The sequence below is a fragment of the Mesorhizobium sp. M1A.F.Ca.IN.020.03.2.1 genome (assembly GCF_004023205.1).
Classification (GTDB): Bacteria; Pseudomonadota; Alphaproteobacteria; order Rhizobiales; family Rhizobiaceae; genus Mesorhizobium.
In genome coordinates this window covers 1-20,715 of sequence record NZ_RZSV01000094.1, presented here as the reverse complement: position 1 = coordinate 20,715, position 20,715 = coordinate 1, and the positions used below count along the sequence as shown (strand labels likewise).

Sequence of the window (20,715 nt, the reverse complement as noted above, 5' to 3'; positions counted from 1 at the left end):
AAGCTCTACGACGTCAATGTCAGCGGCGTGTTCCTGTCCTGCCAGGCCGAGGCGCGCGTCATGCTGCCCCGCCGCAAAGGCTCTATCATCAACATCGCCTCGATGTCCGGCTCGATCGTCAACCGCGGCCTGACGCGGGCGCACTATAATTCGTCCAAGGCGGCGGTGATCCACATGTCGAAGAGCCTCGCCATGGAGTGGGCCGATCGCGGCCTGCGCGTCAATGTGGTGAGCCCCGGCTACACGCTGACGCCGATGAACAAGCGGCCGGAGGTCGCCGAGCAGGTCAAGATCTTCGAGCGCGACACGCCGATGGGCCGCATGGCGAGGCCTGAGGAAATGGTCGGGCCGACCGTGTTCCTGGCGAGCCGGGCCGCGAGCTTCGTCACCGGCATCGACCTCATCGTCGATGGCGGCTTCGTCTGCTGGTAGGAGAAAGAAAAAGTGCAGAAGCGTTTCGAAGGAAAGACGGCAATCGTCACAGGCGCCAGCGGCGGCATCGGTGCGGCCATGGCGAGGCGTTTCGCGGCGGAAGGTGCGGCGGTCGTGATCAGCGCCATTGATCCGCGCGTCGACGAGGTCGCCGCCGGCCTGAAGGCTGCGGGCGCGAAGGTCGCCTCGATGCGCATGGACGTGACGAAGAAGGACGAGGTCGAAGCGCTTTACGATCTCGCGGAGAATGAATTCGGTCGGGTCGACATTTCGGTGCAGAACGCCGGCGTCATCACCATCGCCAAAATCGAGGCGATGACGGAATCCGAGTGGGACAAGGTGATGGCGGTGAACACGAAAGGCGTGTTCCTGTGCTGCCAGGAAGCGATCGCGCGCATGCGCAAGCACGGCCAAGGCGGCCGGCTGATCAACACCGCGTCCGGCCAGGCGCGGCAGGGTTTCATCTACACGCCGCATTACGCGGCGTCGAAATTCGGGGTTGTCGGCATCACGCAGAGCCTGGCCAAGGAAGTGGCCAAGGAAAAGATCACCGTCAATGCCATCTGCCCCGGCATCATCGACACCGACATGTGGGCCTATAACGACACCGCATGGGGCAAGCTGCTCGGCGACTACAAGCCGGGCGAGCTGATGGCGGAATGGGTGAAGAACATCCCGATGGGCCGCGCCGGCAGCGGCGAAGACGTCTCGGGGCTCGTCAGCTTTCTCGCCAGCGATGACGCGGCCTACATCACCGGACAGACCATCAATGTCGACGGCGGCCTGATCATGTCGTGAGAAGGGCTGCGATGCGTTGAGTGACTGCGTCGCCAGCCTCGCTGCGACCCAGGCAGCCGGGTCGCGACAGCCGATTTCATCGCAGGTTCTGCGACATAAGACGGCTTGCCGCGGTGATTGCGCTCCTGTATCGCCACCGAATATGTTCACCTCGAGTGAAATAAATCGGCGGAAATTTGAGGGGCGCCATGGCGAAGAAGACGACCGACAACAAGCCTTCCGGCGCGAGCGACCAAGCCAAGCCGTTGCCGAAGAGCGTCTCGGCGGACGGGCGAAGCGTGCGAACCATCCGCGCGCCGCTGACGCAGAATCCGCACGCCGTCCGCGACACGCGCGAGAAGGTGCTGGAGGTAGCGATCGGCCATGAGGTGCGCGCCTTCCGCAAGAAGCTCGGCATCACCGTCGCCGATCTCGCGGCCGCCACCGACATTTCGCTGGGCATGCTGTCGAAGATCGAGAACGGCATCACCTCGCCCTCGCTGACCACGCTGCAGGCGCTGTCGCGGGCGCTCGGCGTGCCGGTCACCGCCTTCTTCCGCCGCTTCGAGGAAGAGCGCGCCGCCGTCTTCGTCAAGGCCGGCGAAGGCGTCGACGTCGAGCGGCGCGGCACACGCGCCGGCCACCAGTACAATCTGCTTGGACATATCGGCGCCAACACCAGCGGCGTGGTCGTCGAGCCCTATCTGATCACGCTGACCGAGGACTCCGACGTGTTCCCGACCTTCCAGCATGCGGGGATGGAGTTCCTCTATATGCTCGAGGGCGAGGTCGTATACCGGCACGGCAGCAATCTCTATCCGATGAAGCCGGGCGACAGCCTGTTCTTCGACGCCGATGCGCCGCATGGGCCGGAAGAACTGACACAGCTGCCGATGCGCTATCTCTCCATCATCTGTTATCCGCAGAACAGCACGACCTGACCAACCCGAACCCGGACATCGTTCGGTGACGCATTCGTCGAAGGTCCGACCTCGCGAAGCATTTCCGTGGCATTTCCACCAGCTCGTGCCGGCGCTGTGCCGTCCGCGGTAATTTTCCTGCAGGCAAATAGTTTTATCCACAGGCAATCCTGCGGCGGACCCCCAAACCGTTTACCGAACGGAAAACCGGCTTGACAACTTCGCGGTTCGGGCAGAACTTATGAAAAAAATTTCACTCTGTTGAAAGAGTGGACGCCCGGTCGATTGCGGGGCCGGACGTCGAGAAAAGGGGAAAAACCGATGTCCGACCTTAAGCAGCGCATCGAAGCGCTGTACCGTTCCGACGTGCGCGGATCCGTGCTCCTGATCGTCTGCCTTTGGGCGACGATCCTCTTCGTCCTCTTGATGACCTGGGCCTACATCCCCGACAGCGGGATCAAGCTCGTGGTGGTGATCGCCGCGGCCGCGGTGCTGATCTTCAACACCGCCGCCATCCTGGCGATGCTCAACCACTACAAGGAAGACAAGGATTTCATCTACGGCCTCGACATCAAGAACGCCGATGCGTTCCGCAACCGCCAGTCCTGAAGGGAGAAAGCATGTCCCGCTACATTCCGCCGGAGCAGAGCAAGGCCGGTCAGGTCTTCGACATCGCCGTCGTCGTCGTCGCCATTTTCGTGGCGCTTTGGTTGCCGCTGAAACTCGGCCTCGCGGGTGCTGCGAAATCGATCGACGTGCTCGACGCCAAGACCTGGGAAGCGCTCGGCCAGAACGCGACCATGGCCTCAATCTGGGAAAAGCTCGGCTACACGCCGGAGACCGCCCACGACATCATCCAGAACCGCTTCCACTACATCATCGACTGGCCGACGCTGATCATCATGGCGGTGGTGCTGATCGCCTATTTCGTCTTCATGTTCCGCGCCTCCGATCGCGAATATCGCGAGGTGATCAACGAGAAGTTCGACGGCAAGTAACCCGGGAACACGATCATGTGGATGACAGTCTCTTACGCATGTTGGGGCATCTCGATCCTGCTCGCGCTGTGGATGCTCTACGACTGGTTCAAGGTCGACACGACCTATTCCGAGGAGACGCTGACCTCCTCGCGCGAAGGCGAGCTTGAAGCCGTCTCCGAAAAGCACCGGATCTGAGTGGAGCCTCACCAATGACAGTCGCGGTTGAAACGAGAGAAACGGTGGTCCACGGCGACCGGGTCTCGCTGCTACGCGTGCTCGGCCCCGCCCATGTCTGGGCGCTCGGCGTCGGCATCGTGCTGGTCGGCGAGTTCACCGGCTGGAATTTTGCCGCCGACAAGGGCGGCGCGCTCGCCGCGCTGATCGTCTGCTGGGTCGTCGGACTGCTCTACACCTCGGTCGCGATGATCGATTCGGAAGTGACGTCGACGGTCGCCGCCGCCGGCGGCCAGTACGCGCAGGCCAAGCACATCGTCGGGCCACTGATGGCTTTCAACGTCGCGCTGTTCCTGGTCTTTGCCTACACGATGCTCGAAGTCTCGGATGCGATCCTGCTTGGCGACACCATCGTTGCCAAAGCAGGTGTCGAGGGATTGACCCACAATTCCTTCATCGCCGCCACCATCGTCGTGCTGGCATGGCTCAACTATCGCGGCGTGCTGATGACGCTCAACGTCAACTTCGTCATCACGGCGATCGCCTATATCTCGATCGTCATCCTGTTCTTTTCGGTCAGTCCATGGACGCAAGGGGCGGTGCTGAAGCTCAACGAACTGGTCACTCCCGGCAACGCGCTGCCCTATGGCTGGATCGGCGTGATCGCCGCCTTCCAGTTCGGCATCTGGTACTATCTCGGCATCGAGGGCACCACGCAAGCGGCCGAGGAAGTGCGCTCGCCGGCGCGTTCCCTGCCCTATGGCACGATGGCCGGCATGATCACGCTTCTGATCGCCGCCGCCATGACCTGGTATGTCTGCGCCTCGCTGATGCCGTGGGAATATCTCGGCATCACCTATTATCCGCTCTGGGACGCCGGCAAGCTGACCGGCAGCCCGCTGCTCGAGAACCTGCTCTTCATCGCGACGCTGCTTGCAGCCCTTGCCTCGGCCAATGGCTGCATCAATGACGCCGCCCGCGCCTGGTTCTCGCTCGGCCGCGACCGCTACCTGCCGAGCTGGTTCTCGGCGGTGCATCCGAAGTATCGCACGCCCTATCGGTCGATCCTGTTCCTGCTGCCGATCGCGCTGGCCTTCGCCTTCATTGCCGATCTCAACCAGGCGATCACCTTCTCGATCCTGTCGGGCGTGCTGCAATACACCTTCATGAGCATCAACATCATGATGTTCCGCAAGAAGTGGCCGCTCGGCTCGATCCGCCGTGGCTACACGCATCCCTTCCATCCGCTGCCGGCGATCGTGCTGTTCTGCCTGTGCGTGGTGACCTTCTTAGCCATCTTCCTCGGCTTCGGCTCGCAGCTGATCGCGATGATCGCCTTCTACTTCCTGATCTCGCTGTGGTTCCACTTCTACCGCTACAAGTTCGTGCGCCGCGGCGACCAGTTCACCATGCCCTGGCCGAAGCCGCAGGGCTATTGAACGGAAAAAGACCCGCCGCCTGGCGGCGGGTCTTGGCGTGTCGAGATGTCTGAGTTGACGTCAGTCTTGTTTGCCGGGGCGATCGTATTTGCGGTCGTCCTTCACCTTGCCTGGCTTGCGCGCTCCAGCCGCAACAGGGCCAGGGCGGCGCTCGCCGACGACGAGGCCGCCATCCGCGCCGTTATTCGCGACGCGATCGACGTCTCCGACGGCACGGCCGGCGTCGCTACCTGGGCGGGTTCGCACAAGGGCGAGCGAGCGCAGGTGCGTACCATCGTTGACACGCTCGCGACCAGAAAGCTTCCCGCGCGCTGGCTCAGCGTGTCGATCACCGAGCCGGTGGCGGTGCCGGGCGTTTTCGACATGATGATGCGGCCGGGATCGCCGACGAGCTTCTCCAATTTCGACCATCTCGAACACTCGCTGCCGAAGACGGCGGCGTTCCCCGACGAGGCGGTGCTGCGGACAGACCGCAAAGGCATCGTCTTCCCGCAGGAGGTGATCGCCGCGCATGCCGGGATATCCGGCGAAAGCCGCGCCAAGGAATTGCTGATCACGCCGAAGGGCGTGCGCATCGTGTGGCTGCTGGCCCAGGCCGATCGCGCGCGCTACGGTGTGTTCCGGCAAGCTGCTTTCGGCGACGCGAGGCTCGATCCGACATTGATCGAAAAACTGCTCGAAGCCGCATCCTCGATTCGCGACGCGATCAACCAGTGCGAAAGGCAGGCCGCATGAGCAACGCCACCGAACCCGCCGCCCGGCCTTCGAACCCTTATCTTGTGCTGGCCTCCGCGATCGCTCTGCCGGGCAGCGGACATGTCATGCTCGGCTTGCCGGCGCGGGGCCTGCAGTTCCTGTTCTTCATGGTGATCCTCGGCTGGGTCACGACCAAGGTGGCGCCGGCGGATGCCAGCTTCATCGGTCGCCATGCCGGCGGGTTCCTGATCTATGCTCTGTCGATCCTCGATGCCTACAGGATAGCGCGGGTCCGCCACGCGATATGGGCCCACGGCCATCCCGACGGCGACAACGCTACAGGCGGCGCGAGAACGGAAATATAATCAGAGGAAAATTTCTTTCATGCCATTGAATTCGCGGATTTCATTCGGTACACCATCTGGAAGCCACAAACGTCGGAGGCTGACATGTGCGGAATCGTCGGACTTTTCCTCAAGGACAAGACGCTGGAGCCGAATCTCGGCGCGATGCTGTCGGAGATGCTTATCTCGCTCAGCGACCGCGGTCCGGACAGCGCCGGCATCGCCATCTATGGCGCGGCGACCGGCAATGAGGCTAAGATCACCGTGCAGTCGCCGAAGCCCGAGCGCGATTTCCGCGGCCTCGACATCGAGCTCGCCAAGGCGGTCGGCGCGCCGGTGAGCGTCGCGGTGAAGTCGACGCATGCGGTTATCCGCACCACGCCCGACAAGGTCGACGCCGCGCGTGAGGCGCTGCAGTCGCTTCGGCCCGATATCCGCATCATGGGCGCCGGCGAAGCGGTCGAGATCTACAAGGAAGTCGGCCTGCCGGCGGCCGTCGTCGATCGCTTCGACGTGCGCTCGATGACCGGCACGCATGGTATCGGCCATACCCGCATGGCGACGGAATCGGCGGTCACTACGATGGGCGCGCATCCCTTCTCGACCGGCGCCGACCAGTGCCTGGTGCACAACGGTTCGCTCTCCAACCACAACAATGTCCGCCGCGAGCTGGTGCGGGAAGGTATGACCTTCGAGACGGAGAATGATACGGAAGTGGCGGCCGCCTATCTCTCCAACAGGATGGCGCATGGCAAGAATCTCGGCGAAGCGCTCGAAGGCACGCTCTCCGACCTCGACGGCTTTTTCACCTTCGTCGTCGGGACCAAGAACGGCTTCGGCGTTGTGCGCGATCCGATCGCCTGCAAGCCGGCCGTGATGGCCGAGACCGACCAGTATGTCGCGTTTGGCTCGGAATATCGCGCGCTCACCAAATTGCCCGGCATAGACAATGCGAGGGTCTGGGAGCCGGAGCCCGCAACGGTCTATTTCTGGGAGCATTGAGTTCATGCCTGCAACACCCATGCCGAAGGCGCAGCGCGAGCAAGGCCATGCGAGGGTCTTCGACCTTGCGGAACAGTCGCTGCGCGAGCTGAACCAGGCGCTTCATCAGCTGACCCCCGGCTCGAACGAGACCGCTTGGGAAGTGCTCAACCCGAAAGGCAGCCATTCGGTCGCCGTCGGCGTCGACCAGCCGATCAGCATCGATGTGCGCGGCAGCGTCGGCTATTACTGCGCCGGCATGAATGATGGTGCCGCGATCACCGTGCATGGCTCGGCCGGCCCCGGCGTCGGCGAGAACATGATGTCCGGCTCGATCGTGGTCAAAGGCGATGCCAGCCAGTATGCCGGCGCCACCGGCCGTGGCGGCCTCTTGGTCATCGAGGGCAATGCTTCCTCGCGCTGCGGCATCTCGATGAAGGGCATCGATATCGTCGTGCACGGCAATATCGGCCACATGTCGGCCTTCATGGCGCAGTCCGGTAATCTGGTGGTGCTGGGCGATGCCGGCGACGCCCTGGGCGATTCCATCTATGAGGCGCGGCTCTTCGTGCGCGGCAAGGTCGAAAGCCTGGGTGCCGACTGCATCGCCAAGGAGATGCGGCCCGAGCATATCGAACTGCTGCAGGGCCTGCTCGACAAGGCCGGCGTCACCGACGTCGAAGCTTCGGAGTTCAAGCGCTACGGCTCGGCCCGGAAGCTCTACAATTTCAATATCGACAACGCCGACGCGTATTGAGGCAAGATGACCTACCGCAACCCGCCGACGACGCCACGCAAGTCCGCGACCTTCGACGACTACACGCTTTCCGAAATACGCCGCGCGGCCGCGACCGGCATCTATGACATCCGCGGCGCCGGCGCCAAGCGCAAGCTGCCGCATTTCGACGACCTCCTGTTCCTCGGCGCCTCGATCTCGCGCTATCCGCTTGAAGGCTATAGGGAGCGCTGCGACACCAGCGTGGTGCTGGGCTCGCGCCACGCCAAAAAGCCGATCGAGCTGAAGATCCCGATCACCATCGCCGGCATGAGCTTCGGCTCGCTCTCCGGTCCGGCCAAGGAAGCGCTCGGCCGAGGCGCGACGCTTTCCGGCACCTCGACCACTACCGGCGACGGCGGCATGACCGAGGAAGAGCGCGGCCATTCGAAGACGCTGGTCTACCAATACCTGCCGTCGCGCTACGGCATGAACCCGCGTGACCTGCGCCGTGCCGACGCGATCGAAGTTGTCGTCGGACAGGGCGCCAAGCCCGGCGGCGGCGGCATGCTGCTGGGACAGAAGATCTCCGACCGCGTCGCCGAGATGCGCACGCTGCCCAAGGGCATCGACCAGCGCTCGGCCTCGCGCCATCCCGACTGGACCGGCCCGGACGATCTCGAGATCAAGATCCTGGAGCTGCGCGAGATCACCGACTGGGAGAAGCCGATCTACGTCAAGGTCGGGGGCGCCCGTCCTTATTACGACACCGCGCTTGCGGTGAAGGCCGGCGCCGACGTCGTCGTGGTCGACGGCATGCAGGGCGGCACCGCCGCGACCCAGGAAGTATTCATCGAGAACGTCGGTCAGCCGACGCTCGCCTGCATCAGGCCGGCGGTGCAGGCGCTGCAGGACCTCGGCATGCACCGCAAGGTGCAGCTGATCGTCTCCGGCGGCATCCGCAACGGCGCCGATGTCGCCAAGGCGCTGGCGCTCGGCGTCGACGCGGTGTCGATCGGCACCGCCGCACTCGTGGCGCTTGGCGACAACGACCCGCGCTGGGAGACGGATTACAACGCGCTCGGCACCACGGCCGGCGCCTATGACGACTGGCACGAAGGCAAGGACCCGGCCGGCATCACCACGCAGGATCCCGAGTTGATGAAGCGCGTCGATCCGATCGCCGCCGGTCGGCGGCTCGCCAACTACTTGAAGGTGATGACGCTCGAGGCTCAAACCATTGCCCGCGCCTGCGGCAAGAACAGCCTGCACAATCTCGAGCCCGAGGACCTGGTCGCGCTCAGCATCGAAGCAGCCGCCATGGCCGGCGTGCCGCTTGCCGGCACCAACTGGATACCGGGGAAGAACGGCTTCTAGGACACTCCATCCAGGATCACATAAGCGAGGAACTATAATGGGGAACGATCTCGCCGCATTCGCCAAGGAGAACGGCGTCAAATACTTCATGATCTCCTACACCGACCTGTTCGGCGGGCAGCGTGCCAAGCTGGTGCCGGCGCAGGCGATCGCCGACATGCAGAAGGACGGCGCCGGATTTGCCGGCTTCGCCACGTGGCTCGATCTCACGCCGGCGCACCCCGACATGCTGGCGGTGCCGGATCCGGATTCGGTGATCCAGCTGCCGTGGAAGCCGGAGGTAGCCTGGGTGGCGGCCACGTGCGTGATGGACGACAAGCTCGTCGACCAGGCGCCGCGCAACACGTTGAAGCGGCTGATCGAAGAGGCCGCCCGCGACGGCATGCATGTCAAGACCGGCATCGAGGCCGAGTTCTTCCTGATCTCGCCGGACGGCAGCGCTATCTCCGACCAGTACGACACGGCGTCGAAACCCTGCTACGACCAGCAAGCGGTGATGCGTCGCTACGACGTGATCGCCGAGATCTGCGACCATATGCTGGCGCTGGGCTGGGGTCCGTACCAGAACGACCATGAGGACGCCAACGGCCAGTTCGAAATGAACTGGACCTTCGATCACGCGCTGGCGACCGCCGACAAGCACTCTTTCTTCAAGTTTATGGTCAAGTCAGTTGCGGAAAACCACGGGCTGCGCGCGACTTTCATGCCCAAGCCCTTCCAGGGCCTGACCGGCAATGGCTGCCATGCGCACATCTCGGTGTGGGACGAGACCGGCAAGACCAATGTCTTCGCCGACAATTCGGAGGAGCTCGGCCTGTCCGCCAAGGGCAGGAACTTCCTCGGCGGCATCATGAAGCATGCTTCGGCACTTGCCGCGATCACCAACCCGACGGTCAATTCCTACAAGCGCATCAACGCGCCGCGCACCATTTCGGGCGCCACCTGGGCGCCGAACACCGTGACCTGGACCGGTAACAACCGTACCCACATGGTGCGCGTGCCGGGACCGGGCCGCTTCGAGCTGCGTCTGCCGGACGGCGCCGCCAATCCCTATTTGCTGCAGGCAGTGATCATCGCTGCCGGCCTCGACGGCATCCGCTCGAAGGCCGATCCCGGCAAGCGCTACGACATCGACATGTACCAGTTCGGTCATACCGTGACGGATGCGCCGAAACTGCCGCTCAACCTGCTCGATGCGCTGCGTGAGTTCGACAAGGACAAATCGCTGAAGGCGGCGCTGGGTGAGGAATTTTCGTCGGCATATCTAAAGCTGAAGCAACAGGAATGGAATTCCTATGCTTCGCACTTCACGCAGTGGGAGCGCGACCACACGCTGGACATCTAAAGCCCGTCGGCCGTGCAATCCGATGCAATAGAGAAGAGTCGGCGTGGGCGAGCGGCCTCGGAATGATTTCATGAAATACTCGATCTTCTCGCTCGCCCGTGCCGCCCTCTCCGGCCACAAGACCTGGAAGCCGACCTGGCGGGATGCGGCTCCGAAGGATCGCTACGACGTGGTGATCATCGGCGGCGGTGGGCACGGGCTGGCGACCGCCTGGTTCCTCGCCAACGAGTTTGGCATCCGCAACGTTGCGGTGCTGGAGAAGGGCTGGATCGGCTCCGGCAATGCCGGCCGCAACACCACCATCATCCGCTCCAATTACGGCCTGCCCGGCAACACCGGCTTTTACGAATTGTCGATGAAGCTGTGGGAGCGGATGGAGCAGGATTTGAACTACAACGCGATGGTCAGCCAGCGCGGCGTCATCAACCTCTACCATTCCGACCCGCAGCGCGACGCCTTTGCCCGACGCGGCAACACCATGCGCATCAACGGCATCGATGCCGAGCTGCTCGACCAGGCGGCGCTCAGGAAGATGATGCCGTTCCTGAACTTCGACAATGCGCGCTTCCCGGTGCAGGGCGGGCTGTTGCAGCGACGCGGCGGCACGGCACGTCACGATGCCGTGGTCTGGGGCTACGCGCACGCGGCGAGCGAGCTCGGCGTGGACATCATCCAGAACTGCGAAGTCACCGGCTTCATGCGCGACACCAACGGCAAGGTCTCCGGCGTCGAGACCTCGCGCGGCCGGATCGGCGCCGGCAAGGTCGGCATGGCGGTCGCCGGCAGTTCCTCACGCGTCGCGGCGATGGCCGGACTGCGCCTGCCGATCGAGAGCCATGTACTGCAGGCCTTCGTCTCCGAAGCGATCAAGCCGCTCCTGCCCAACGTCATGACCTTCGGCGCCGGGCATTTCTATGTCAGCCAGTCGGACAAGGGCGGGCTGGTGTTCGGCGGCGACATCGACGGCTACAACTCCTATGCCCAGCGCGGCAATCTGCCTGTCGTGGAGGATGTTTGCGAAGGCGGCATGGCGCTGATCCCGATGATCGGCCGCGTGCGGCTTCTGCGCCAGTGGGGCGGCATCATGGACATGTCGATGGACGGCTCGCCGATCATCGACAAGAGCCCGGTCGACGGCCTCTATCTCAATGCCGGCTGGTGCTATGGCGGCTTCAAGGCGACGCCTGGCTCCGGCTTCGTCTTTGCTCATCTCATCGCCCGCGATCAATCGCACAAGGAAGCCGCCCGCTTCCGCCTCGACCGGTTCCAGCGCGGCGCCATGATTGACGAGAAGGGCCAGGGCGCCCAACCGAACCTCCATTGAAGACCCGACCATGCGCATAGTCTGTCCCTTCTGCGGCGAACGCGAACTCGGCGAGTTCACCTATCTCGGCGACGCCAAGCCGCAGCGCCCGCCTGCCGATGCCGGTGAAGACGCCGTCTACGACTACGTCTACCTGCGCGACAACATCGCCGGTGTGATGAGCGAGCATTGGTATCACGGCGGCGGCTGCCGGGCCTGGCTGAAGGTCACGCGCAACACGCTGACGCATGAGATTTCGGCTGTCGAGCCGGCGGCGGGCGCCGGCTCCGCCAAGGTTGGTGCTTGATGCGCGGCAACCAGGCAAACCGTCTGGCCGCCGGCGGCCTTATCGACCGCTCGACGCCGCTGAGCTTCCGCTTCGACGGCAAGACACTCTCCGGCTTCCAGGGCGATACGCTTGCCTCGGCGCTCGTCGCCAACGGCGTCAAGCTGGTCGGCCGCTCGTTCAAATATCACCGCCCGCGCGGCATCCTGACGGCGGGCTCGGAAGAGCCCAACGCGCTGGTCGAGCTGCGCAGTGGCGCGAGGCGCGAGCCGAACACCAAGGCAACGACCGCCGAGCTCTATGAAGGGCTCGAGGCCGCCAGCCAGAACCGCTGGCCGTCGCTCAATTTCGACGTCATGGCGGTCAACCAGCTCTTCGCGCCGATTTTCGTCGCCGGCTTCTACTACAAGACCTTCATGTGGCCGGCGAAATTCTGGGAAGCGATCTACGAACCGGCGATCCGCCGCGCCGCCGGCCTCGGCCGCGCGGCGGGCATTCCCGATCCCGATCGCTATGACAAAGCATGGGCGCATTGCGACGTGGCGATCGCCGGCTCCGGCCCGGCCGGCCTCGCCGCCGCCGTTGCCGCCGCGCGCTGCGGCGCGCGCGTCATCCTGTGCGAGGAGGATTTTGTCCTCGGCGGGCGCTTGCTGGCCGATGGCGGTACGATCGACGGGCTGCCGGCGGCCGAATGGATTGCCCGTACCCTGGACGAACTCGCGGCGATGCCGGACGTTCGCATCATGACGCGCACGACGCTGTTCGGCGTCTATGACGGCGGTACCTATGGCGCGATCGAGCGCGTCAACGACCATCTGTCCCTACCGCCGGAGCATCAGGTGCGGCAGCGGCTTTGGCGTATCGTCGCCAAGCGCTGCGTCGTCGCGGCGGGCGCGATCGAACGTCCCATCGTCTTCGCCGGCAACGATACGCCTGGCGTGATGATGGCCTCCGCCATGCGCAGCTACATCAACCGCTACGCCGCTGCACCGGCGCGACGGATTGCGCTGTTCACCAACAATGAGGATGGCTGGCGCACGGTGGAGGCGGCGATCGCAGCCGGACTGCAGGTCGCTGCGGTGATCGATGGGCGGCCAGACGTTTCGCCGGCCCATCGCTCGCGTGCCGGCAAGGGCGGCTTCCCGATTCTCAACGGCTCAGTCAGCGGCGTTGACGGCGGCAAGAGCGGTGTGCGCAAGATTTCCGTATCGCTGACCGGCGGCGCGCGCGCCGAAGTCGAGGCCGACGGGCTTGCCGTCTCCGGCGGCTGGAACCCTGTGGTCGGCCTCACCTCCTATCATCGCGGCCGGCCGAAATGGCGCGACGATATCGCCGCCTTCGTACCGGACGCCGCGCCGCCCGGCATGGTGGCGGCAGGCGCGGCGAACGGCGCCTTCGGCTTTGGCGCCTGCCTGCGGGAAGGTTTCGAGGCAGGTGCTGCAGCGGCGCGCGATGCCGGACGGAGCGGCAACGCCGGATCGGCGCCGATCGCCGACGACGAGGCCTTTTCGCTGACGCCGCTCTGGCATGTCACCGGCAAGGGCAAGGCCTTCGTAGACCAGCAGCATGACGTGACTGCTTCCGATGTCGAGCTGGCGCAGCGCGAGGGTCTCGAGTCGGTCGAGCACCTGAAGCGCTACACGACGCTCGGCATGGCGACCGACCAGGGCAAGACTTCGAATGTGGCCGGCCTCGCGATCATGGCGGCGGTGAGCGGCAAATCCATTCCCGAAACGGGCACGACCATCTACCGGCCGCCTTATGTGCCGGTCGCCATCGGCGCCTTCGCCGGCCACCACCGCGACGAGAATTTCCATGCGACGCGGCTGACGCCGTCGCATCACTGGGCGGCCGAACAGGGCGCGGTGTTCGTCGACACCGGCCTGTGGAAACGCGCGCAATGGTATCCGTTGCCCGGCGAAAAAGACTGGCTGGAATCGGTCACCCGCGAGGTCAAGGCGGTGCGAAGTGGCGTCGGCTTCTGCGATGTCTCGACGCTGGGCAAGATCGACGTGCACGGCCCGGACGCCGGCGCCCTCCTGGACCGCGTCTATATCAACGCGTTCTCCAGCCTCGCTGTCGGCAAGGCGCGTTACGGGCTGATGCTGCGCGAGGACGGCATCGTCTATGACGACGGAACCACCTCGCGCCTGGCCGAGGACCATTATTTCCTCACAACCACGACCGCCAAGGCTGGGCTGGTGATGCAGCATCTCGAATTCTGCCGCCAGGTCCTATTCCCCGAACTCGACGTGCAGCTGACCTCGGTCTCCGACCAGTGGGCGCAATTCTCCATCGCCGGTCCGAAGACCCGCGATCTGCTGAAGGAGATCGTCGATCCGGCCGAAGACCTGTCGAACGAAGGCTTTCCGTTCATGGGCGCGCGCGAAGTCAAGCTGCGCGGCGGCATCAAGGCGAGGCTGTTCCGGATCTCCTTCTCCGGCGAGATGGCGTTCGAGATTTCGGTGCCGGCGCGCTACGGCGAGGCTCTGGCGCGCAACCTGATGATCGCGGGAAAGCCGTTCGGCGTGACGCCTTACGGCACCGAGGCGCTCGGCGTGATGCGCATCGAAAAGGGCCATGTCGCCGGACCGGAGCTCAACGGCACCACAACGGCTGCCGATCTCGGTCTCGGCAAGATGATGTCGACCAAGAAGGATTTCATCGGCCGCGTCATGGCCGGCCGCGAAGCACTCGTCGCGCCGAACCGGCAGGTGGTCGTCGGCATTAAGCCGACCGACAAGGCGCGCCGCCTACGCTCCGGCGCGCACATCGTTCCCAAGGGCGAGACCCCCGGACCAGACAACGACCAGGGCTATATCACCTCGGTCTGCTTCTCACCGGTGCTCGACCAGTGGATCGGGCTCGGCCTCGTCGAGCGTGGCCGTGCGCGCATTGGTGAGATCGTGCGCGCTCATGATCCGCTGCGTGGCGAGGAGTACGATGTCGAGCTCTGCAATTCCGTCTTCTACGATCCGGATGGAGGGCGCCAGCGTGGCTGATTTTTCCTGGAACATCCGCAGCCCGCTCGAGCGCGCCCTGGTCGCCGGCCGTTATGGCGCGCCGGGCGAAGCCGGCGTGTCGCTGACCGAGATCCGCAATTTCGACCTCGTTCAGGTGATGGCGCGTCGCGGCAAGGCGGCCGAGACGGTCAATGCCGCGAAGGCTCGCTTCGGCGTCGCCGCGCCGGAAACACCCAAGGCGGCCGACACGGCCGACGCGACGCTGATCTGGTCAGGACCGGACCAGTTTCTGGTGCTGTCGAGAGGCGGCGGGCAAAGGATGGAGACCCTTGCCCGCGTGTTTGCCGGTTTGGCCTCGCTTTCCGATCAATCACATGCGCGCGCGTTGATCAGCGTTTCCGGCGACAAGGCGCGCACGATGCTGGCCAAGCTGTCGTCGATCGACCTGCACCCCGAAATATTCCCGGTCGGCACGGCAGCCGCCACCTCGATCGACCATACCAGCGTGACGCTCTGGCGCGGGAAGAACCGACAAGACGGCCAGGCCGTGTTCAACCTCTTGGTATTCGCAACCTTTGCCGAAAGCCTGTGGCATACGATGCTCGACTCGGCCGCGGAGTATGGCGTGACGGTCGCGCATTCCGAGGAATTGGCGTAGGCGCCTCGCCGAGCGCGCCGCGGCGGCGCGAGGCGTTCTTTCGATGCACATCATCCGCCACCGGCTTTCGCCGATGGCGGATGATTCGAGGTTGCCACCTTCTTATTCCGCAGCCAGCGCCAGCTGCGGTCTTTCGATGCCTTCGACCTGTTCCGGCTCCTGCGCCTGCTCGCCTGTCTTGGCCGTCTTGGGCTCGCGGCCGAAGAACAGGGCATAGCCCGCCGGCAGCACCAGGATGGTGAGCACGGTGGCGACGAGGATGCCGCCCATCATGGCGTAGGCCAGAGGCCCCCAGAAGACGGCGCGCGAGATCGGAATCAGCGCAAGCACCGCGGTCAGCGCCGTCAGCATGATCGGGCGGAAGCGGCGCACCGCAGCGCCGACGATCGCTTCCGATCGATCCATGCCGGCGGCGATGTCCTGGTCGATCTGGTCGACCAGGATGATCGAGTTTCGCATGATGATGCCGAGCAGCGCGATGACGCCGAGGATGGCGACAAAGCCGAAGGGCGCGCCGCTGATCAGAAGGGCTGCCGCGGCACCGATGATGCCGAGCGGGCCGGTGGCCAGCACCAGCATCGACTTGCCGAAATGCTGCAGCTGGACCATCAGCAAGATGACGATGACGGCCAGCATGATCGGTGCCTTGGCGGCGATCGAGGCCTGGCTTTCGGCCGAGTCCTCCGCGCCGCCCTGGATCTCGATCTTGTAGCCGGGGGCAAGGCCGGCGCGCAGGTCCTTCATGTCGTTGTACATCTTGGTGACGACGTCGTTCGACTGCACGCCATCCGGCAACGTGGCGCGCACGCTGATGGTCGGCAGACGGTCGCGCCGCCACTCGATGCCCTGCTCCATCACGGGCACCACTTTCGCCACCTGGGACAGGGGCACGGAGCCGCCGAAGTCGGTCGGGATGTAGACGGAGTCGACCGAGGACAGCAGATGACGGGTCGCCTCCGGCTCGCGGGCGACGATCGAGACCGTCTCTTCGCCGTCGCGGAAATCGTCGAGTGGCGCACCGGACATGGTTGCCTGCAGCATCTGGCGAATGCGCTGCGATGTGACGCCTAGTGCCCGGGCTCGGTCCTGGTCGATCACCAGCTTCATCGCCGGCACCGGCTCCAGCCAGTCGTCATGGACGGCGCCGAGCAGCGGGTTTGCTTCGAACCTTGCCTTCACCTCGTCGGCGATGCGGCGCACCTCCTGGCGATCCGGCCCCATGATGCGCATTTGCACCGGCCAGCCGGTCGGCGGCCCGAGGAACAAACGATCGACCTTGGCGCGGATCGACGGGAAGTCCTTGGCGAGGATGCCTCGCATCTTGACGATCAGCCGCTCGCGCGCCGGCTCATCCTTGGCCATCACCAGAAGCTGGGCAAAGTTCGGATTGCGAAGCTGCTGGTCGAGCGGCAGGAAGAAGCGCGGAGCGCCCTCGCCGATATAGGTGGCGATGAAGCGCTTGTCCTGGTCGTCCATCATCTTCGCTTCGAGCGCCTTGGCTTGGTTCTCGACCTCCTTGATCGATGTACCTTCCGGCAGCCAGAGATCGACCAGGATTTCCGGACGTGACGACTGCGGGAAGAAGTTCTGCGGGATGAACTGGAAGGCCCAGAGGCTGGTGCCGAAAGTGACCAGCGTCATCGCCAGCACGATGATGCGGTGGCGCACGGCCCAGGTGACCGTCGCGCGCAGCCGCCGGTAGAAGCCGGTGTCGAAGACGTCGTGGTGGGTGCCGGCGTGCTTGCGCTGCTTCAGGATCATGTAGCCCAGCCAGGGCGTGAAATAGACCGCGACGAACCACGACACGACCAGTGCGATGCCGACGACATAGAACAGCGTGCGCACATATTCGCCCGCGGTGGAGGCCGCGAAGCCGACCGGGATGAAGCCCGCGGTGGTGATCAGCGTGCCGGTCAGCATCGGGAAGGCGGTCGAGGAATAGGCGAAGCTCGCCGCCTCGATCTTGACCAGCCCCTCCTCCAGCTTGCGCTCCATCATCTCGACGACGATCATGGCGTCGTCGACCAGCAGACCGAGCGCGATGATCAGCGCGCCGAGCGAGATGCGCTGCAGGTCGATGCCGATCTCGTACATGATGGCGAAGGTGGCGGCTAAAACCAGCGGGATGGCGATCGCGATCACCAGGCCGGAGCGCCAGCCGATCGACAGGAACGAGACGACGAGAACGATCAGCAACGCTTCGCCGAGCGCCTCCATGAATTCGTTGACGGCATCCTTGACCACCTCCGGCTGGTCGGAGATCTGGTCGACCGCAACGCCATAAGGCAGACCTTCCTCGAAGCGCTTGTAGGTCGCCTCGACATCCTTACCGACGTCCCTGACATTGAAGCCCTTGGCCATGACGACGCCGACCTGGACGCTTTCGTGGCCGTTGAAGCGGTACTTGCGCTCATAAGGGTCCTCGAGGCCGGAAGAGACCGTGGCGATGTCGCCAAGACGCGTCACCTGATTGCCGGCGCGCAGCCTCAGCTCGCGGATATCGGCGGCCTTGATGACGTCGCCCTCGACCGAGATGCGAACCGAGCGCAAGCCGGTATCGACCGAGCCCGCCGGATCGACGGCGTTCTGCCCTTTCACGGCATTCTGCAGGTCAAGCACCGTCAGGCCGCGCTCGGCGAGCGCCTTGGAGGACACATCGATATTGATCTTCTCGGGCTGGTCGCCGATGATGACGGCCTTTTCGACGCCCGGCGTCGCCAGCAGCATGTCGCGCGCCTGAACGGCGAATTTCTTCAGCTCGGGATAGGTGAAGCCGTCGCCGCTGATCGAATGCAGCGTGATGAAGGTGTCGCCGAACTCGTCGTTGAAATAGGGGCCGAGCAGGCCCTGCGGCAGTTCGTTGGCGATATCGCCGACCTTCTTGCGCACCTGGTAGAAGGCATCCTTCACCTCCTCGGCGTTGGTGTCGCCCTTTACCTGGAGCGTGATGATGGCGCTGCCGGCGCGGGTGTAGGAGCGGACAAAGTCGAGATGCGGCGTCTCCTGCAGCTTGCGCTCGATCTTGTTGACGACCTGGTCTTCCATGTCCTGGATCGAGGCGCCCGGCCAGACTGCCTGCACGACCATGACGCGGAAGGTGAAGTCCGGGTCTTCCTTCTGGCCCATGCGCATCAGGCCTAGCGCGCCGGCCAGAATAATGAGGCCGAACAGGAAGCGCGCGATGCTCGGATGCCCGATCGCCCAGCGCGAGAGGTTGAAGGGACGCTTTTCAGTGCTGCTGTCCGTGGTCATGGCGCAGGTCCAGTCCAATTGGCGGCAAGGCAGCATGCCTTGCGGCTCATGAGTTCTCAGTGGGCTTCCGGGCGGCGAGCACCTCAAGCAGGAGAGAGACTCGCAATCGCGCTCGACGCGGCCGTGGTGCGGGGGATACCAATGCCGCGTCTCGTCGATCGGGCGATTTCGCCGCCCGGAACCCATGCCCTGCCCGGCTCGCGGCTCACGGCAGCGAGGTCGGGAAAGGCGTTCTTTCGCCTGGTTAGCGCAGGCTGCTAGTGGCGGCGACGTCATCCTCCGCCGAGGCGGACTGCTGGGCGGCATCGCCGGAAAGCTTCACTTTCAGATTGTCGGTCATGAACTGTGTGCCGGCGGCCACCACCACGTCGCCCTGCTTCAAACCTTCGGCAACGGCAACGCCGTCGGCGGTGAAGTTCGCCACCTTGATTGGGCGCGGATGCACCGTGTCGGACGCGCGGTCGACCGTCCAGACGATGTGCTTGCCGTCCTTCTCAGCCATGGCGGTCAGCGGGATCGACACCAGCTGCGCCTTGCTGCCGACGGTCGCCGCGACATTGGCGGTCATGCCGAGCAGCACCCGCGGATCGTTGGGCAGCGACACCCGGACCGCGAAGGTGCGCGACTGCGGATCGGCGCTGCCGGCCACCTCGCGGACCTTGCCGTCAAGGGTCAGCGCCTCGTCCGACCAGAAGCTCGCCTTGACCTCCTTGCCCGGCCGGAAGCCGGCGATGTCCATTTCCGGCACCGCGATCAGCACTTCCTTCTCGCCGTCGACGGCAACCGTCATGACCGGCGTGCCGGCGCCGACCACCTGACCGATATCGGCCGAGATGGCGGTGACGATGCCGGCCTTGCCGGCTTTGAGATCGGTGTAATGGACCTGGTTCTGCGCCTGGGCCAGGGTCGAACGGGCGGCATCGCGCGTCGCCACGGCCTGATCATAGCTCAGAACGGCCTGATCGAGCTGCGACTTAGGCGCGAAGTTCTTGGCATAGAGCTGCTCGGCGCGCTTCCTGGCGAGATCGACGGTCTCGACCTGCCGCTCGGCGGCGTCGAGGCTCGCCTCGGCGCTCTTCACCGACAGCTCGTAGTCGGAGGGGTCGACGCGGGCAAGCACGTCGCCCTCGTTCACATGCTGGCCGATGTCGACGAGACGCTCGGTGACCTTGCCGGCGATGCGGAAGCCGAGATTCATCTCGGTGCGGGCGCGCACTGAGCCGGAATAGTCGAGCTGGCGCGTGGTCTCGGCCTCGCCGATCTCGACGACCTTCACCGGCCGGATGACTTCCTGGGCTTCCGCTTTCTTCTCTTGGCTGCAGCCGGCAAGCCCGAGCGCCGCGACAACGACGCCGACGACTGGGAGGCCCGCGGCCGGCAGCCTGCGGAGGATGGAACTGGACAAAGACACCTTAGCACTCCCGAACTGGAGATAAACGTCGACCGGCACCCGGCGGGGCAGCGGCTATTTCAAGGCTCTGATTGCGTAGTCGATGAGGTCGTCCGGCATTGCCCGGTTGGTCTTGGCAAGGCACTGAGCGACCATCTGCGGATGGCATAGGATGACGGTGGAGGCGCCGAAACAGCGCGAGGCGATCACCGGGTCCTGCTTCCTGAACTCGCCGGCCTCTATGCCGTCGCGGATGACGTCAGCGAGCAGGTCGTGGATGCGGTCGACATGCTTGTCGATGACGCCCCAGTCGCGCTCGAGCGCGACGATCACCATCTCATGCACCTTCTGGTCGTCGAGCATGACTTCCAGCGTCATCTTGTACTGGGCGTGAACGTAACGGCGCAGCCGCTCCTCCGCGCTGATCGGCAGGCGCGAAATCTCGTAGGCCATTGCGTAGCTGGCGCCGAGCATGCGGCCGCAGACGGCCTGGTGGATTTCGACCTTGGAGGCGAAGAAGCGGTAGATGTTGGCCGGCGACATGCCGAGCTCGCGTGCAATGTCGGCAACGTTGGTCTTGCCGTAGCCGTAATGCCGGAACAGGCGCTCGGCACAGTCGAGAATGCGCGTCACATTCTCCTGTCTGGCGGGGTCGGCCACGATGTTGGCGGCTTCTGACATGG

Annotated in this window: 20 protein-coding genes; 17 read left to right on the top strand and 3 right to left on the bottom strand. The window is 64.5% G+C overall.

The window, feature by feature from the left end; translation table 11 throughout:
• The 17 genes from EOA79_RS16660 to EOA79_RS16580 form a co-directional block, all read left to right on the top strand.
• Positions 1-432 (top strand): SDR family oxidoreductase (locus tag EOA79_RS16660; protein WP_128293108.1); only part of this gene is annotated, 432 nt, incomplete at its 5' end.
• A gap of 12 nt (positions 433-444) precedes the next feature.
• Positions 445-1,230: a glucose 1-dehydrogenase gene (locus tag EOA79_RS16655; protein ID WP_067327767.1), complete on the top strand. Its 786-nt coding sequence runs from the start codon at positions 445-447 to the stop codon at positions 1,228-1,230.
• Between the two features lie 188 nt (positions 1,231-1,418).
• On the top strand, positions 1,419-2,150 hold the full coding sequence (locus EOA79_RS16650; protein ID WP_095823862.1) for an XRE family transcriptional regulator: 732 nt from the start codon (positions 1,419-1,421) through the stop codon (positions 2,148-2,150).
• Positions 2,151-2,450: 300 nt separating this feature from the next.
• On the top strand, positions 2,451-2,738 hold the full coding sequence (locus tag EOA79_RS16645; RefSeq protein WP_066988933.1) for a hypothetical protein: 288 nt from the start codon (positions 2,451-2,453) through the stop codon (positions 2,736-2,738).
• An 11-nt stretch (positions 2,739-2,749) separates the two neighbouring features.
• Positions 2,750-3,127, top strand: coding sequence for a hypothetical protein (locus EOA79_RS16640; protein WP_095800950.1), 378 nt, complete (start codon positions 2,750-2,752; stop codon positions 3,125-3,127).
• 21 nt (positions 3,128-3,148) lie between these two features.
• Entirely contained in the window at positions 3,149-3,304 is a 156-nt protein-coding gene (locus EOA79_RS16635; RefSeq protein ID WP_164893870.1) for a hypothetical protein, read from the top strand.
• Positions 3,305-3,318: 14 nt separating this feature from the next.
• On the top strand, positions 3,319-4,722 hold the full coding sequence (locus tag EOA79_RS16630) for an APC family permease (protein ID WP_127335054.1): 1,404 nt from the start codon (positions 3,319-3,321) through the stop codon (positions 4,720-4,722).
• A 45-nt stretch (positions 4,723-4,767) separates the two neighbouring features.
• The gene (locus EOA79_RS16625; protein WP_095823863.1) at positions 4,768-5,457 is read left to right on the top strand and encodes a hypothetical protein; all 690 of its coding nucleotides are present in this window, start codon (positions 4,768-4,770) and stop codon (positions 5,455-5,457) included.
• On the top strand, positions 5,454-5,783 hold the full coding sequence (locus EOA79_RS16620) for a hypothetical protein (RefSeq protein WP_095800952.1): 330 nt from the start codon (positions 5,454-5,456) through the stop codon (positions 5,781-5,783). Before EOA79_RS16625 ends, EOA79_RS16620 begins: the two co-directional genes overlap by 4 nt.
• A gap of 84 nt (positions 5,784-5,867) precedes the next feature.
• Positions 5,868-6,764 carry a glutamine amidotransferase family protein gene (locus EOA79_RS16615; protein ID WP_095823864.1) on the top strand — a complete coding sequence of 299 codons (897 nt, stop codon included), beginning with the start codon at positions 5,868-5,870 and terminating at the stop codon, positions 6,762-6,764.
• A 4-nt stretch (positions 6,765-6,768) separates the two neighbouring features.
• Complete coding sequence (locus tag EOA79_RS16610; protein ID WP_067327760.1) at positions 6,769-7,500, top strand: GXGXG domain-containing protein; 732 nt, start codon at positions 6,769-6,771, stop codon at positions 7,498-7,500.
• A 6-nt stretch (positions 7,501-7,506) separates the two neighbouring features.
• The gene (locus EOA79_RS16605; protein ID WP_066988947.1) at positions 7,507-8,835 is read left to right on the top strand and encodes an FMN-binding glutamate synthase family protein; all 1,329 of its coding nucleotides are present in this window, start codon (positions 7,507-7,509) and stop codon (positions 8,833-8,835) included.
• Positions 8,836-8,872: 37 nt separating this feature from the next.
• Positions 8,873-10,180 (top strand): type III glutamate--ammonia ligase, encoded by a 1,308-nt coding sequence (glnT, locus tag EOA79_RS16600; protein ID WP_067327758.1) that lies wholly within the window; start codon positions 8,873-8,875, stop codon positions 10,178-10,180.
• 70 nt (positions 10,181-10,250) lie between these two features.
• Complete coding sequence (locus EOA79_RS16595; protein WP_095801121.1) at positions 10,251-11,504, top strand: sarcosine oxidase subunit beta family protein; 1,254 nt, start codon at positions 10,251-10,253, stop codon at positions 11,502-11,504.
• 10 nt (positions 11,505-11,514) lie between these two features.
• Positions 11,515-11,790: a sarcosine oxidase subunit delta gene (locus EOA79_RS16590; protein ID WP_095781790.1), complete on the top strand. Its 276-nt coding sequence runs from the start codon at positions 11,515-11,517 to the stop codon at positions 11,788-11,790.
• Positions 11,790-14,771 (top strand): sarcosine oxidase subunit alpha, encoded by a 2,982-nt coding sequence (locus EOA79_RS16585; RefSeq protein ID WP_127335055.1) that lies wholly within the window; start codon positions 11,790-11,792, stop codon positions 14,769-14,771. Before EOA79_RS16590 ends, EOA79_RS16585 begins: the two co-directional genes overlap by 1 nt.
• Positions 14,764-15,390, top strand: coding sequence for a sarcosine oxidase subunit gamma family protein (locus EOA79_RS16580; protein WP_095823940.1), 627 nt, complete (start codon positions 14,764-14,766; stop codon positions 15,388-15,390). The genes EOA79_RS16585 and EOA79_RS16580 overlap by 8 nt, the downstream gene beginning before the upstream one ends.
• 102 nt (positions 15,391-15,492) lie before the next feature.
• Here EOA79_RS16580 and EOA79_RS16575 read toward each other — a convergent pair whose 3' ends face one another.
• From EOA79_RS16575 to EOA79_RS16565, 3 genes are all read right to left on the bottom strand, one after another.
• Positions 15,493-18,642 carry an efflux RND transporter permease subunit gene (locus EOA79_RS16575; RefSeq protein ID WP_127335056.1) on the bottom strand — a complete coding sequence of 1,050 codons (3,150 nt, stop codon included), beginning with the start codon at positions 18,640-18,642 and terminating at the stop codon, positions 15,493-15,495.
• A gap of 244 nt (positions 18,643-18,886) precedes the next feature.
• Positions 18,887-20,053: an efflux RND transporter periplasmic adaptor subunit gene (locus EOA79_RS16570; protein ID WP_095823941.1), complete on the bottom strand. Its 1,167-nt coding sequence runs from the start codon at positions 20,051-20,053 to the stop codon at positions 18,887-18,889.
• 54 nt (positions 20,054-20,107) lie between these two features.
• Complete coding sequence (locus EOA79_RS16565; RefSeq protein WP_066988962.1) at positions 20,108-20,713, bottom strand: TetR family transcriptional regulator; 606 nt, start codon at positions 20,711-20,713, stop codon at positions 20,108-20,110.
• Between the last annotated feature and the right edge of the window lie 2 nt (positions 20,714-20,715).